Raw genomic sequence first — 14,640 nt, 5'->3', positions numbered from 1 at the left:
GTGTTTAAACCGGTTTGATCGGCGTACGCCGAATTGACCCTGGAGGAGGCTCGTTCAAAATGGCCCAGAAAACGCCCAAGCCGCTGATGGCTCCAACGAACTCCTTGAATACGACCGGTTTGACCACGTAAGCATTCACTCCTAATTGATAGGCGCGATGAAGATCCGTTTCTTCACGAGAGGTAGTCAGCATCACCACAGGGATGCTGCGCAGCGACTCGTCGCGCTTGAGGGTCTCGAGTACCTCCAGGCCATCGATTCTGGGTAGCTTGAGGTCAAGCAGCAGCACCGCCGGATTGCCCTTTTCCCGTTCGGCATGTTCGCCGCGGCAGTACAGGTAATCCAACGCTTCTACACCATCGCGTACTACCACCACTTCATTGGCCAGCTGGGTGCGCTCCAGGGCAACAAGGGCCAGCTCCAAGTCATGGGGATTGTCTTCCACCAGCAGGATCGGTTTCAGCATGACAAATCCCTGGCCACCGCGGCGACCGGATAGAGTGATTTTTTAGGAAGTGTAAAGAAAAACGTGGCACCCTCATCCAGCGCGCCCTGAGCCCACACCGAGCCGTCATGGCGTTCGATGATGCGACGGACGTTGGCCAACCCTATGCCCGTTCCTTCAAATTCCTCGATGCGGTGCAAGCGCTGGAACACGCCAAACAGCTTGCCCACGTACTTCATGTCGAAGCCGACGCCATTGTCCTTGATGCTGATGACGAAGTCGTCAGCTCGCTCCTCGCTCGCAATGTCAATTGTGGCGATTGCTCGGTTCTGTGAGTATTTCAGCGCATTCGAGATCAAATTGCGCAACGCCAGGTGCAGAAACGCCGGGTCGGCGATGACGGTCGGCAGGTTGGCATAATTCCAGCGCACCTCGCGCTGCTCGAAGTCAGGCTTCAACTCGGTGCGAATCGAGTTTACCAGCGCTGTGAGATTCACCTGCGTGACGTGCATCGCGGAACGACCCATCTGCGAGAAGCTGAGCAGGTTGTCCACCAGGTTGCCGGCGAACTTGGCCGCAGTCTCGATGGTGCCCAGAAACCGCTGCCCGCGTTCGGTCATGGTCGACGACTCCATGTCATTCAGCAGTTCGGCATAGCCCGCGATGTGACGCAGCGGCGCGCGCAGGTCGTGCGACACGCTGTAGGAGAAGGCCTCGAGCTCCTTGTTGGTCTTTTCCAGATCTTCGGACATCTGCGCCATTTCTTCAGCCTTGCGCAGCACGATGCCGAGCACGGCCAGGCGCAGCTCCTGGACCCCTTCAGCCTCGCTGGCACTCCAGGGTGTCGAAAACCCTTCAACCACCTGCTGCCACTGTTCAAAACTCTGCCTTGGGTTGAGCGAGCCGGTATCACTCACTGTCTTGTCAGGCTTGCCTGCCCAGTGCACGACTTTCGCTTGTTCAGGTTTGAACCAGATCAGGTAATGCGGGTGCAGCTCCGAAATAGATACCGCCAGGACGCCGCTGGAAGCGTTGGCAATGGCCGGCAGCTCCGCGATGTCGACGCTGGCATTATCAGTTTGAAAAAATTCAGGTCGTTCGCGACGGGCCAGCCATTCAGTGAGGGCCTGCACCTGCAGCTTGGAAGGAGTCTGCCCGTAGATGTCGCAGCCAGCGCCGGACACCACTGCAGCCCCTGACGCTTCGACAAAATCGATGAACGTGCTCTGAATAGATCTGAGCCCCAATAGCACGCTGTCATGATCCGCGATCGCCGACAGCAACTGCACAATGCGATGGCGGATATCCAGCATCCTAGCACTTCGCGCATGGGCTTCCCGGGTTTCGATTTGGAGGGAAAGAACCCGCCCCAGAAGCTCGCAGGATGTCCGAGTTTCAAAACTGACCGGGTGCACAGAGGCATGGTGGCAGGAAATCAGCCCCCACAGCTTGCCTTCCACCACGATGGAAATCGACATCGACGCCAGGGTTTCCATATTGCGCATGTATTGCAGATGCACCGGCGATACGCTGCGCAGCGTGGCATAGCTCAGATCCAGCGCCTCACTGGTTTTCGGATTCAGAGCAGGAACCAGCCTGGCCGGCACATAGTTGGCATCCTCGATGACGCGGATACGATTGGTGCAGTACAGCGCTCGGGCCTGGGCCGGAATGTCTGAGGCCGGGAAGCACAGACCATGATAGCTTGGGTAGCCATCATCCAGCACCTCGGCGTTGACCAGGCCGTTACCCGCCTCATCGAAACGATAGGATTTGACCCGGCCAAAGCCGGTCAGACGTTTGATGATCCGAGCGGCGCGTTCACAAACCTGGTCGACACTCTCGATGTCAGAGGAGCGGCTGATGAACGATCTCACCATGGGATACAGACGGCTGTGAGTGACCACTTGATCATTGGGGCGGTAGAATTCGGCGATCAACAACCCATCATGACGGTGCAGCATCATGGCCACTGGCAGATCGCGATGCTGACCGACCAGGAATTTCACATCAGCGACGTGGTAGGGATGGGACTCGTCCTCTTCCAGTTCCTCGAGCGGATCGACCAGGGCCTCGCCATGCTCGACCAACTGGCTGAGCCTCTGGCCCAGGAGCTCTTCGACGTCGATACCTAACCACTGAGGCAGGTTTGCACTGACCTGGAGAACGGCCATGCCGGGTTCTTCGATAGCCAACAGAAAACCCTGAGGCTGAACACTGCCGGGAGTGCGGATAGGCTCCTGGGCACAATTGTCGAGCGCCTGCTGAAGCGAAGGATGCACACTGGAAATAGGATGTTCGGACAAGGGGCCTCCTGACGGCGATGTGCCCAGGCTTGGGAATCAGCGAAACAGTCTGTCAGGGTACCAAATGAGGGCCTCGAACGCCCAAAGATCAGAGTCATCAATGAATAATGATGGCACTTTGAAACGATCTGCGTGACAGAAGTGTCTACCTTCAAAGAACAGATGGGTTGAAATGATGAGCAGTTGGTTTTGCAGACGGTTGGGGCACGGCGAGCAGGTGTTCAAGGAGCTCAAACGTTTGAGGATCATGCGTTACCAGGCCTGTCTTATCGGACAAGATCCTTACCGTCTGGCTGTGGACACGCTGACCGCCGAAACCATCGTCTATTTCGGGCCTGACGATTCTTCTCTGGCCAACGCTTTTGGCGCAACGCCCTGCAACGAGCCGATGATGGATGGCATCACGCTGCTGGATCTGGACTTCAAACCACTGGCACTGCCTGCCAGTGAATTTGGGTTTCTAAGCAGTCTTCTGGTCTCGGTAGCTGACTACAACCAGCCCGGTTCCAATGCCCCCAGGGCATAACGCGTTTCACAAAGGGATTTGGAAAAAAATGGCCATCGCCGTAAAGAAACTCAAAGGCGAAGAGATTCCAGCCCAATACCGGGAGCCCGGCGTGTCGGAAGTGTTCCGAGTGACGGATGAGGATGGCGTGGAGTATTACTGTGTGGACGACGTCGAGGCGGCCAAACTCGCAGTGGAGCTGAGCGACAAGGGCCATTGCTGAATCAGAAAAAAGCCCTCGGGGGTGTTGAGGGCGTGAAGGCAAGTTCTGCTAGTCAAAATACACCATGAAGGTGTATCTACAGGTGTAGCCGACTCCATCAGGATCGTCCAGCGTCATCAGGTATTCAAGGCTCGCTCGCGCTATTGAGCTTCCAGAATCCTAGCGACATCCCAAGCTGTTGACGCCGACGCGTCCGGTCCCGTTTTCGAATATCTCGTCATCAAGCAGTCCGGAACTCAAACGTTCTCATCCATTCTTAATGGATGGCGGCGGGTCAGTCATGACCTAAGGTGCTCAAAGCACTCCAATTTGCGCCGCTATTACCTGAGGACAGAGACTGACGGACTAACCAGAATGGCCACCCTTCTGATCGTTGACGATGAATACGTGATCACCGAGATTCTGGAATGCATTTTCGAGGACGAAGGCTACACCGTAGTCAAGACGGTGAGTGCCGTGAACGCCTTGAAAGTGCTGGATTGTGTTCGGCCTGACCTGGTCATCACTGACTTCATGATGCCGGTAATGAACGGGGTGGAACTGGCCATCGCCATCCGAGCGCACCCCGTCTTCCATCAACTGCCCATTGTCTTGATGACGGGCGGAGCGGCCGACCAGGCTCAAGCGACATCAGGACTGTTCACGAAAATCGTCACCAAGCCTTTTGATGTAAAAGCCATGATTCAGACCATTCAATCGTTATTGTGAAGCTGGCCAACAGTGGACTCTTGGCAGGCAAGTACAAATCAGGACTCATCTAAAGTACGTAAGGCTGATTTGAAAGCTCCACAAGCGATCCCTTGCCGCGCAGCTCTTCGACAGCATGCAGAACGCTCACACGAAACTCTCCGGGATTAAGGTACTCGTGCACGCTGATAAGCCTGACCGACTGAATGCCCAGCTTGCTGTCGCTCAGCGTGAAGGTGAACAGCTCCCCCTCCTGGTCCAGCCGATAATGGGTTGGCGACTTCAGACGATTGAGGGCCGCGTAAATATCTGGCATAAAAACCCTTTTTATTGTGGCGCAACGGCAAGTCGTCAGCAGCTCCCTAGGTAGCTTTTACCTTCGTAAAGGCAAGCTTGATGGCATCGTGGTTCGAAAAAGCCCTCGGGGTGAGCAAGGGCTGAAGGTAACGCATGCATGTCAAAAATGCGCACCTGTCGGGGTGCTCTTATGGTTTAGCTGATGCCGTTCGGCCCGTCCAGCAGCCTCCTGATCTTCTTGGCCAACTCGGTCGGCACGTAGGGCTTGGAAATCACTTCAAAGTCGTTGCCCCCGGAGTCGGTGCGCTCGATCGAGTTTTCCGAATACCCAGTCGTCAGCAGCACCTTGATCGACGGCTGAACACGCATGGCTTCCCGGGCCAGCATCACACCATTCATGCCACCTGGCATGATCAGGTCCGTGAACAATAGATCGAATTCATATTTGGCGAGTTTCTTCAGCGCCTGCTCGGCCCCCAGAGCCAGCTTGCAGTCATAGCCGTACTCCTCGAGCACCACCTTGGCCAGCTCAGCCACGTCCGGTCGATCCTCGACAATCAGGATTCGCTCGTCGCCGGATTGAGCCTGCACCACATGCTCGGCCGAAGCCTGATTCAGCTGGCTGTCATCCGCCGGAAAGTACAGGCGCAAGGTCGTGCCGACGCCTTCCTCCGAGTAGATCCGCACCGTGCCGCCAGACTGCTTCAAAAAGCCGTAGACCATCGACAAGCCGAGACCCGAGCCTTGACCCTCTTCCTTGGTGGTGAAAAAAGGGTCCATGACCCGCGTCAGAATCGCTGCCGGCATACCGCAGCCATTGTCGGTGATGGCGATGTTCACATAGCGGCCCGGCATCAAGCCGTCGTAGACCATGGCCTCCTTGACGTGGATGTTGCGTGTACCAATGGTCAACAGCCGCTGCGAGCGGTGCTGCATGGCATCGCGCGCGTTGATGAAGATATTCAGCAATGCCACCTCGGTTTGGGTGGGATCGACTCGGCAATTCCACAGATCCTCCGCCAGGCGATAACGGATCTCGGTGTCGAGCAAGGTACGCTCGGCGAGATCATGGCAGGAATTGACCAAGGCATTGAGGTTGATGACACGGCCCTGCAGTTTCTGCTTGCGCGAGAAGGCCAGCAGCTGCTGGGTCAGGGTCTTGGCCCGCTCGGCAGCCTGGCGAGCACTGGCTGTATTGCGCTGCAGCCGCTGCATATCTGGCTCTTGTCTTTCGGTACCGCGCTCGATCATGTCCAGGTAGCCGATCATCACCTGCAGCAGGTTGTTGAAGTCGTGCGCAATACCCCCGGTGAGTTGCCCCAGGGCCTCCATCTTCTGCGCCTGGCGCAGTCCGTCCTCGGCATCGCGGCGGCGACTGACATCCAGCTGCGAGGCAAAGAAATAGATCAGCTTGCCCGAATCGTTGTACACCGGCGAGATATACAGGGCATTCCAGAAGGTGGTGCCATCCTTCTTGTAGTTCACCACCTCCACGGCAATCTGCTGCTCGGACGCGATCGCTTCGCGCACCTGGGTAATGGTGGCCCGGTCAGTCTCTGGCCCCTGCAGAAAACGGCAATTGGTACCGACGATCTCCTCGCTCGCGTATCCCGTCATCTCGATGAATGCCTGGTTGGCAAAGATGATTGGATTGTCGGGCCGATTGGGGTCGGTCACGATCATCGGCATGCGAGTGGTCTCGACCGCAGCAAAGAAGATGTTGTGATCGGAGCCGGTGATGTCGCCCGTGAATTGGTCGCCGACGCTGGTGGTTTGATGAGGCATCCAAAAGCCCTGCAGTGATGGGTCAAGCAAGACTCGTCAGAGGCTTACCGAAAAAGGTAGATCATTTCAGCGGGGCCAACTGCTGACAGGCCATATGCAACTCGTCGAGCGTGAAAGGTTTGGACAGCCAGAACACCTGATCGATGTGCAGCGAGTCTGATTCACGGTGATAGCCGGAGGCAACGACAATGGGCATCTTGGGGAATTTTTCATGAACGCGCTGCACCAGCCCAACGCCATCGATGTCGCCCGGCATGCGCAGGTCGGTGATCAGGAGCCGGAGCTCACTGCTGCTTGTATCAATGTAATTCCACGCCGAATCGGCACTAGGGAACGCTTTGACCTTGTAGCCGTACATTTCCAGGATATCGACCATCAGTTCGAGTATCTGCTGCTCGTCTTCGACAACGATGATTGAGTCCATACGTGGTGCCCTTGTGCACGATTATCTGTCGGTGAAAGATCCACGGATTAATGCCCTAGCCTGGTATGCGACCCCTAGCTGAGTACGTTCAACACGCTTGAGAGCACTCACGCGTAAAGGCAGGGCAGCATCTTGAGGCAACGCATGAAGCGCCTTTAAGGCAACTTCCCACGCCTCAAGCGCGTGAGCCAGATCATTCTCATGACCAGCAGGCAAACTTTCTGCACGCAAATTGTTAGCACCCGACATGGTAACTCCCTCATTTGCCTCATGAAGCTGTGACAAGCCGAGGTGAAAAGGTTTCCCTGGACAGACGTTTTGGAAGTTTTACCGACGAGTGCGACAGCTCGGATCAAGTGTCGATGACCTTGAGGTTTGGAAATAAACGATCGAGCAAGGGCACCGGTCGCGAAAAAAAGGATCAAATACCCAAGCTACCCTGCCGCTAAGAACTCTGCCGCTAAGCACTCACGCTGATGTGAAGAGACACGAACACATGGACCTCACCGAAACCCTGATGATTGCTACAGAAATCGAAGCCGCATCTGCAGGAATGGTAGAGCGTTGCTCGGGTTATCAGGAGACAACCCGGGTGCTGCACCGCGAGTTGGAGTATCTGCTCCAGCTGCACCACAAGGAGCCTGGCATTTTCAACCTCAACCCTGAGATCAACAAATGCGCGGTGGGTTTCTTCAAGGCCTCGACGCTGATTGCTCAGGACGCTGAAAAGGTTCGGTCCCTCGGATTGGATAATGCCGAGCGCAACCTGCACCGGGTAAGAGAACGTCTGGCGCATCCAGAAGACTTTGATAATCTCGAGCAGGTTCGGCAGATCGACGCCTTGTTGACGTCCTGCGAGCAAAACATCCGGCTAGCCAGGCGTCACGTCCACCAGCTCAACGCTTACATTCAGTACCACGCCAGAGTGTTGAAGACGATCAGGTTGGACTGAGATCTATATGGAATATCAGGTACAGACGGTGGATTTCCAGCGCGGCGTTCCGCTCGAGCGGATGCTCCCGGCCGAGCAGGCTAACACCCTGCCCGCCGTCCCGGACCTGGTCCAGGCCCGCTCCGACTTCGAGGCCGCCGCCATCTGGCTCGAGGCGACCACCGACAACCCCAAGACCCGCCGCGCCATGCGCAAGTAAGCCGAGCGCTTCCTGCTTTGGGCTCGGCACGCGCGCGACAAGGGGCTGTCGCAGATCGGCGTCATGGACGTACGCGCCTACCTCGCCTTCCTGGCCGACCCGCAGCCGGCCTCGGTGTGGGTCTCCCCCACCAAACACCCGCGGCAACACCCGGACTGGCGCCCGTTCGCCGGGCCATTGGGCGTCAGTTCACAGCGCTACGCCCTGGTCCAGCTGGGCAGCTTGTACAGCTGGATGGTCAAGGCCGGCTGGCTCAAGGGCAATCCAGTGGCCCTGGTAAAAAAACCGCAGGCAGCGGTTGATCCCATGATCCAGCGGCTGCTGCCGGTGGAGGGCATCGCGCTGGCCTTCGAAGCGATTGCGGCGACCAAAAGTCCGCTCAAGCGCGCGCGGGACCACTTCATGTTGAGCCTCTTTTATATGACGGGCTTGCGCACCTTCGAGGCCACCGCCTCGAACATGGGCACGCTGCGCCGTTCAGCCAGCGGCCATCTGTGGCTGATGGTGGACGGCAAGCGCAACAAGCGGCGCGAGGTGCCGATCTCCGAGGCGCTTTTCAAAGAGCTCCAGTATTACCGGCAGGCCATGGGGCTGCCCGCCGAGATCCTGCCCGGCGAGTCGACGCCCCTGCTGATGGCGGCCAACAGCAAGGGCAAGCGAGCCAGCCACAGCACCGTGCTCAAGGCCATGATCGACATCATGACCCGAGCGGCGGAGCTGGCCCGGGAACGGCGGCAGTACGAACTGGCCGATCGCCTGGGCGAGGCCACCACGCACTGGTTGCGGCATTCGTGCTTCAGTCATCTGGCCCAGGCCACGGGCGATCTGGTCATGGTGCGCTCGCTCGCCGGGCATGCGCGGCTGGATACCACGAGTCGCTACCTGCACGCCGAAGCCCAGCACCTGCATGATCAGGTCAGTGCCGCTTTAAAAATGCCTTCTTAAGCCGCCAGTCATGCGGTTATGAGGCCATTGCAAAGATATAGTACTGGAAGAATCAAATCTCAAGGATTAGGTGGGGTAGGCCTATTGGCACCATATAGCCAACTTTCCTGCGATAGCAAACTGTCTATCGGCGCAAGGTCTTTTAAGGGGCTAAATCTGATAGTAGTCTCCTTGCTTCCTTGAGGCCGACCGTAAAAAAAGCCTTGCGCGTAGTGGCAGCCATTCTCAGATAGCCATGACGGTAGATGAGGAAGATGAAAATCCTCAATACCTTCAGCGGTTACTTTCATCTTTAGACTTCGTGCCATGCCCAAGATCGCTTCTACCATTGGTAGGTGAGCCGCTTGATCCGATTCAAAAAATGAGCGATCAATTTTTATCTTGTCGATGGACAGCCTCGTCAAATGATATAGGCCTGAATAGCCCGTGCCGAAGTCATCTAAAGCAACTGTTACGCCATGATCATGGAGTATACGCAAATTGCGTTGGGCTGCTGCTAGGTTTCCAACAAGGGCTTCTTCGGTGATTTCTACTTCAAACCTGTTAAATGGAAATCTTTCTTGGACGAGCTGATCCAGTAACTGGATTGGAAAATGCTCATCTACAATCATAGCGGCGCTTACATTCAGCGACAAGTTAAACGGCTTGTCCCAAAATTGAGCGGCTCTACATGCTTGTTTGACCAATGAGCGGGTCATGGCTGGAATCAAACCAAGCCGTTCTAATACAGGAATGAAATCTCCTGGCATACCTAGGCTGCCGTTCGACTTTACCCATCGGGCAAGAATCTCGAATCCCGCAACTTCCTGTGAAGGGAGCGTGACGATAGGCTGGAAAAATGGAACTATTTTTCCACTGTCTACGGCTTGCTTCAGTAAGACCTCAAGGTCGTCTTGAGCGCGTTTCTGTTTTTCGTATTCTTCATCATAAAAATCGTAAGTTGCTCTTCCTGAGTTTTTTCCTCTATACATTGCAGTATCTGCGCAATGTAATAGTTCATATATGTTCTGCGCGTCTGTCCATGAGCGAGAGATGCCAATGGTCGCACTTATATTTAAAAATCTGACGGACTCAATCGTCATTTCGCATAGGCTAGATATCACAGATTTAGCGATATTAATTAGATCCTGCTCCGATTTTGAGTTTAAAAAAGTCAGACAAAATTCGTCACCTCCTAGTCTGACTGCAATCCCGCCATAGGTTTCCGCAGCCTCTTCCAATCGTCGAGAAACTCCAACAAGCACTGCGTCTCCGTAGGAATGCCCGTACTGATCATTAATCAACTTAAAGTTGTCGAGATCAATAAGCATTATTGCTAGATCACCCGAGCAAGCTAGTTGATTTTCGGCCTGCTCTATGAATGCGCGACGATTAATTAATCCGCTCAGCGAGTCATATCGTGCTAAAGTTTCGTTCCTAGAGTGCTTTTTTTCCAATGTAAGGTAGCTTGCCCGAGATCTAAGAATAAGGCGCTTCATAATAACCGTTGGCAATATCAAAGAAATTGCTGATATTGCGATAACTTCACCCACAAATCGCCACCTGTCGAGGTGGTTTGAATAGTTATCCTGTGGCAATCCGAGGCTGTGCATTATCACGGGGCCCATCTTAAATGCCCACAAGGCAGCTAGTATCCCAACCGTCAGGACCGTAAGTGTTATCAGCTTGGGAAGACGATAGGGATTATAGCGATGTAAATCTGGCATTTTTTCACCTTCCCCTTTGAGTGGCCTTTTCGAGCGGGTGTGCGCCCTGAAATTGTCTTGCGGATAGCCTCAGCTCTGCTTATCGACCGATTCGGCAAAAAGATGACATTGCGGAGGTTGAATCAGACAAATGGTGCCTGATGGCATGATTGAGACGATGAGCACCACGTTTTGGAGCATCTGGGCAGGTCGTAGAGCACAATGGTCAAAAGGGCAGCTTCGTCTCATTGGCCGCTACGCCACGCGGCGCCTCATGACGACATTTAGCCCATTTTGACGTCATCATCCCTGGCAGCAGTCTGCTAGGGTAGTGAAAAAATAATATGCTTGTGCAGTTTTTGTTTCACCTGTCAGGCCGATATGCTCCGTTGATACTGCCATTTTTTTCTTAAGGCTGGGTTCTAAGGCCATCCACACTTCAATCGAAGCCGGGTTTTTTGCGATATGGTCTGCCGATGCTGACGACATCTGCACTGCTGTACAAGAAAGCCAGAATGGGCTCATTTCCCTATGAGGGGCACTACACTCAGAGCCTGGTTGGGATCTGTACAGGCCGAAGACGATTATCAAATTGCAGCTGAGCTTGCAGCCGCGCTAGAATATGTAATGCCTTTTCATATTGAGGTGCCGGTCATATTTAATGACGGTCAGAAAAGACAAGTTGTCATCGCGGGAATTCCGTATAAACAACCAGGTAGCCCTGATTCACTATATCGAGGTTTTGTTTTTGATGTAACCGCGCAACGTATGGCACTATTAGAAGCGCTGCGCACTGCAGCCCAATACCGCCTTCTAGTAGAAAACAGTACTGACCTGATCGCTCATTGCGGCACAGGTGGTAAATACCTAACGATATCGCCCTCTTACAGTAGGATGATCGGCTGGTCTGCAGAAGAGCTAGTAGGTCGGCCAGTGCTAGATTTCCTACATTCTGATGATCGCTTGCCGGCTGGAGAAGCATTAAGCCCAGTTTTACGCGGCGGGCTACTACCGGTAGTTGTAGAAGTCCGTAAGCGACATCGCGAGGGTCACCATGTGATGCTGGGAACAAAAGCGTGCGCGGTGATCGATCCGACCACTGGAAACTGCATCGGGGCGGTACTCGTGTCTCGCGACATCACGCGCGAAAAAGAGAAAATAAAAAGCCTTGAAAAACTGGCGACCATTGATGAACTGACCGGATTACCGAACCGCGCCTGGATCGTAGCGCGGGTGAGCAGCATGCTTGCAAAGCGTGAGGGTCGAAGCTATACGACAGTGTTTTTTATTGATTTGAACGGATTCAAATCTGTAAACGATTCGCTTGGACATGAAGCAGGTGATGTACTTTTGCAGAAAATTGCCGAGCGATTGAAACACTCTATGCGACCGGGAGAAGAAGTAGCGCGCTTAGGTGGAGATGAATTCGTTGCGGCTGCTCGGTGTGATGACCGCCCAGCCGCTTGCATAATTGCTGAACGCCTTCTGGGCGTGGTAAGCCTGCCCTTTGAGATCCAAGGCGAGATTGTTCAGATCGGCGCGTCGATCGGGATCAGCGTTGCTGGATCTGAAATTTCAACCGCTATGCTGTTCAAAAATGCTGATACTGCGATGTATCAGACTAAGGCACGGGGCCACGATTCATATCATTTTTTGGCGAAGAATAGCGGCCATTACAATATTAGGATCCCACTGCTGTAGGACTTGCTTATTTGCGCAGCGCCTCGCATAGCAGCCATCGCGAGCCGACGCCGCCCAGATCAGTCAACAGAAAACATTTGTCCTGATGACGACTTACCAGTATTTCGCGCACGGCACCGCTCTCAAGCATCGCGTGCAATGTCTCCATTTGAATGGCGCCTCGCATTAATGACCTCGTGCCTGGAAGGCAGAAACGCGTTCGATCCAAATCCCTCGCACCTGGGCTTCGAGAAACAGACACACCTCCGGTTCGACTACCTGCATATCCTGCAGGGCCTGCACGAAACCACGACAGAACTGGAACGCATGTTCGACCTGGATCTCGGTCTGACTCCGGTACAAATCGCGCAGGGCCATGCGCCAGGTGGCATAAGCCTGTTCGGACAAACCGCGCGGCAGGCCCGAGGTGTCCAGGAACTCAAGATCGGCAAATGACATGCGCGGCTCCGGTGGAAGGGGGATAAACCGGGCGCAAACCTCGGGCCCATTTATAGTACGTCAAGGGGGGCCTAGCGCCCACCAGGTAAAACAAAATCCCCCTGGGGCGGACATTCTTGTGCGAGCACATTGAAAACGGCCCTGCTCCCCATATCCCCCGGCAAACCGAGGCTCCGCATATGTATGAGCACGTCAGGTCGGTGTTGGAAGTACCTATGTGTGATTGGCGCGTTGAAGACTCCAGAATGCATCGATCAAAAAGTGATCAAAACCTCCCGAGCCAGATGTACGCTGCCTGAGCGTAATCTTCAAGCCGCTTATCCACACGTTAATCCCCGGTTTTTGTGGGTAAATTAAGTTTTTCACTATGCCCTTTTCAGACGCTATGGATTGCCGATCGAGCTGGATTAATCCGCGGATGTGAACATCACTGCTGCCACTGTTACTGGTGATCCTGCATACTGCGAGAACAGCTGTAGCCCTATGGTGAACTCATCCAATGTGTCGACCACGATTTCATATCCAAGTGTCCCAGGCCTTGAGTGTCGACCTGTTGCGGGTCAATCCCGATCATGTGTACGTGTACGAAGACACGCTGGATCGCTCAGGCCGGTCCGGTCAAGCCAAAGTTCGTGATGAGCCCAACGCTCACGGCCTCCCTGTGCGCAAAACACCAGGACTAATGACTGCCGCGCTTTTCTCCGACCAGCCGTGCGAATTTGAAGCGGTCACCGAAGCGCTGCGTCGGCTGTATCGAACCGGTCAAAATCGTACTCTGGTCTTTCCGCACACGGGTATAGGACGTGGGCCCTACGGCGTTGCTGGCCACAGTCCAAGGCTGTACGACCACCTATGCGGGATCCTTGATGAGCACTTTGGCTACCAGCAGCCGGCCTTGAGCATTCCGGCTAAAAACGGTGATGGCCTTGTGGCTCCGTGTACTCCTCAGCAGGTGTTCGCGCAGGTCTGCACCCAAGGCGGCATCAACATGGCCAGTTTGATTGCCGAGCAGCATGGACTGTCCCTGCAGGAGCTGAAGGCCATGTGCTGCTTGGCCGGAGCTGAGCTCATGTCCCGCTCGCAGCTCTATCCCTTGCACAGGCCTGTCTATCGTTGGGCCAGCGAAACGCAGGAGTTAGCATAGGGAAGACTAAAACTGCACCCAGCTTTCCACTTCTTCGACGCCGAACTGGACTCTCCAGGCACGCAACGAGAGGTTGTTACCGCTTTTGGTTTGCACGATTTTGCCCGTCAGTGGGTTTCGGTACGTCTTGATGACGCGAGCGCGGCGTTTGCCTTTGACCGAAGCTGGATCAGCACGGCCTGCTGCTGGATCAAGTAGCGTCATTACGTTCTATTATCACGAGTATTTGAGGCCGGCGGTCGCAGGCATCACCGTGCCCGAGTGGCCGCACAAAGACTTGCGAAAAGCTTAAATCGCTGCAACCCTCAAACTAGAGCTATCAAATCGGAAAAAACATGCTCCATGGATCAAGTTTTATTTGGCGTGTCACTGCTCCAGCCGTCTGCCCTCATCGACGTGAGGCCTTGGACGCGATCGGATCAAATGCAGCCGCCGCGCCATGGCAGGACAGGAGTTCCGGAATGGCCAGGCGATCGCCTTTGCGTCTCGAGAAAAACATGAGGACACGGCCAGTGCCAGGCTTTGTTCAGTCACGCCGCACCGCTTTGGCATGGCCCTGCTCGATATGAACCGACTGCAGGGCATTGCTTTGCTTCTGGAGCTGGGCTTTGGGTATTCAATAACGTGTTGCCCTGCAGCTGATACCCTGCCTGAGCCTGCTGCAGGACCAGCACCTTTATTTGATTGGCTTGGATCTGCTGCAGGTTGGCATTGATCAGCAGCTGGTCGTTTTGCCGTTGAATCTCCGCCGGGTGGCGCAACCTATCAGGCATGCGGCGACGGTCGCTGCAACGAGAGCATGAATTTGATATTCATCGGAAAACCTATTGATTGAGCGAAGCTGATAGGCAGAAAATCAAATAAGTACCGCGGGCTGCGCACTGTTTGTCCAGGGGACAATCCA

17 protein-coding genes are annotated in these 14,640 nt (G+C 54.7%); 8 read left to right on the top strand and 9 right to left on the bottom strand.

The annotated features are described in order from the left end of the window. Positions 1–4: 4 nt before the first annotated feature. Positions 5–466: a response regulator gene (locus SFA35_RS25555; RefSeq protein ID WP_320579336.1), complete on the bottom strand. Its 462-nt coding sequence runs from the start codon at positions 464–466 to the stop codon at positions 5–7. Further along, positions 460–2,751, bottom strand: a complete 2,292-nt coding sequence (locus SFA35_RS25550; protein WP_320579334.1) for an ATP-binding protein — start codon at positions 2,749–2,751, stop codon at positions 460–462. Before SFA35_RS25550 ends, SFA35_RS25555 begins: the two co-directional genes overlap by 7 nt. A 175-nt stretch (positions 2,752–2,926) precedes the next feature. Here SFA35_RS25550 and SFA35_RS25545 point away from each other — a divergent pair, with 175 nt between their 5' ends. The 3 genes from SFA35_RS25545 to SFA35_RS25535 all read left to right on the top strand — a co-directional run bounded on the left by SFA35_RS25545 (position 2,927) and on the right by SFA35_RS25535 (position 4,187). Further along, positions 2,927–3,277: a hypothetical protein gene (locus SFA35_RS25545; protein ID WP_320579333.1), complete on the top strand. Its 351-nt coding sequence runs from the start codon at positions 2,927–2,929 to the stop codon at positions 3,275–3,277. A 28-nt stretch (positions 3,278–3,305) separates the two neighbouring features. Then, complete coding sequence (locus tag SFA35_RS25540) at positions 3,306–3,479, top strand: hypothetical protein (RefSeq protein ID WP_320579331.1); 174 nt, start codon at positions 3,306–3,308, stop codon at positions 3,477–3,479. A 354-nt stretch (positions 3,480–3,833) separates the two neighbouring features. After that, positions 3,834–4,187 (top strand): response regulator, encoded by a 354-nt coding sequence (locus SFA35_RS25535; RefSeq protein WP_320579329.1) that lies wholly within the window; start codon positions 3,834–3,836, stop codon positions 4,185–4,187. 49 nt (positions 4,188–4,236) lie between these two features. On the opposite strand, the gene SFA35_RS25530 is transcribed toward SFA35_RS25535, so the two are convergent. The 3 genes from SFA35_RS25530 to SFA35_RS25520 form a co-directional block, all read right to left on the bottom strand. Next, positions 4,237–4,482: a hypothetical protein gene (locus tag SFA35_RS25530; RefSeq protein WP_320579324.1), complete on the bottom strand. Its 246-nt coding sequence runs from the start codon at positions 4,480–4,482 to the stop codon at positions 4,237–4,239. 176 nt (positions 4,483–4,658) lie between these two features. Then, positions 4,659–6,248, bottom strand: a complete 1,590-nt coding sequence (locus SFA35_RS25525; protein ID WP_320579322.1) for a histidine kinase famiy protein — start codon at positions 6,246–6,248, stop codon at positions 4,659–4,661. Positions 6,249–6,309: 61 nt separating this feature from the next. Further along, complete coding sequence (locus SFA35_RS25520) at positions 6,310–6,672, bottom strand: response regulator (RefSeq protein WP_320579320.1); 363 nt, start codon at positions 6,670–6,672, stop codon at positions 6,310–6,312. Between the two features lie 496 nt (positions 6,673–7,168). On the opposite strand from SFA35_RS25520, the gene SFA35_RS25515 reads away from it, so the two are divergent. From SFA35_RS25515 to SFA35_RS25505, 3 genes are all read left to right on the top strand, one after another. Continuing rightward, the gene (locus SFA35_RS25515) at positions 7,169–7,624 is read left to right on the top strand and encodes a hypothetical protein (RefSeq protein WP_320579318.1); all 456 of its coding nucleotides are present in this window, start codon (positions 7,169–7,171) and stop codon (positions 7,622–7,624) included. A gap of 7 nt (positions 7,625–7,631) precedes the next feature. Beyond that, positions 7,632–7,823: a hypothetical protein gene (locus SFA35_RS25510; RefSeq protein ID WP_320579316.1), complete on the top strand. Its 192-nt coding sequence runs from the start codon at positions 7,632–7,634 to the stop codon at positions 7,821–7,823. A gap of 63 nt (positions 7,824–7,886) precedes the next feature. Then, on the top strand, positions 7,887–8,768 hold the full coding sequence (locus SFA35_RS25505) for a tyrosine-type recombinase/integrase (protein WP_320579314.1): 882 nt from the start codon (positions 7,887–7,889) through the stop codon (positions 8,766–8,768). A gap of 59 nt (positions 8,769–8,827) precedes the next feature. Here SFA35_RS25505 and SFA35_RS25500 read toward each other — a convergent pair whose 3' ends face one another. Further along, positions 8,828–10,300, bottom strand: a complete 1,473-nt coding sequence (locus tag SFA35_RS25500; RefSeq protein ID WP_320579312.1) for a putative bifunctional diguanylate cyclase/phosphodiesterase — start codon at positions 10,298–10,300, stop codon at positions 8,828–8,830. A gap of 711 nt (positions 10,301–11,011) precedes the next feature. Here SFA35_RS25500 and SFA35_RS25495 point away from each other — a divergent pair. Continuing rightward, positions 11,012–12,154, top strand: coding sequence for a diguanylate cyclase domain-containing protein (locus SFA35_RS25495; RefSeq protein WP_320579622.1), 1,143 nt, complete (start codon positions 11,012–11,014; stop codon positions 12,152–12,154). A gap of 165 nt (positions 12,155–12,319) precedes the next feature. On the opposite strand, the gene SFA35_RS25490 is transcribed toward SFA35_RS25495, so the two are convergent. After that, positions 12,320–12,592 (bottom strand): hypothetical protein, encoded by a 273-nt coding sequence (locus SFA35_RS25490; protein ID WP_320579619.1) that lies wholly within the window; start codon positions 12,590–12,592, stop codon positions 12,320–12,322. 538 nt (positions 12,593–13,130) lie between these two features. Here SFA35_RS25490 and SFA35_RS25485 point away from each other — a divergent pair. Next, entirely contained in the window at positions 13,131–13,736 is a 606-nt protein-coding gene (locus tag SFA35_RS25485) for a hypothetical protein (protein WP_320579618.1), read from the top strand. Positions 13,737–13,742: 6 nt separating this feature from the next. Here SFA35_RS25485 and SFA35_RS25480 read toward each other — a convergent pair whose 3' ends face one another. Together SFA35_RS25480 and SFA35_RS25475 are read right to left on the bottom strand one after the other, a co-directional pair. Continuing rightward, complete coding sequence (locus SFA35_RS25480) at positions 13,743–13,940, bottom strand: hypothetical protein (RefSeq protein WP_320579616.1); 198 nt, start codon at positions 13,938–13,940, stop codon at positions 13,743–13,745. A gap of 326 nt (positions 13,941–14,266) precedes the next feature. After that, positions 14,267–14,509, bottom strand: a complete 243-nt coding sequence (locus SFA35_RS25475; protein ID WP_320579614.1) for a hypothetical protein — start codon at positions 14,507–14,509, stop codon at positions 14,267–14,269. Positions 14,510–14,640: the final 131 nt, after the last annotated feature.

Origin of the sequence: Pseudomonas sp. HR96, from assembly GCF_034059295.1 — a bacterium.
Taxonomy (GTDB): Bacteria; Pseudomonadota; Gammaproteobacteria; order Pseudomonadales; family Pseudomonadaceae; genus Aquipseudomonas.
This window is presented reverse-complemented; position numbering and strand designations above follow the sequence as displayed.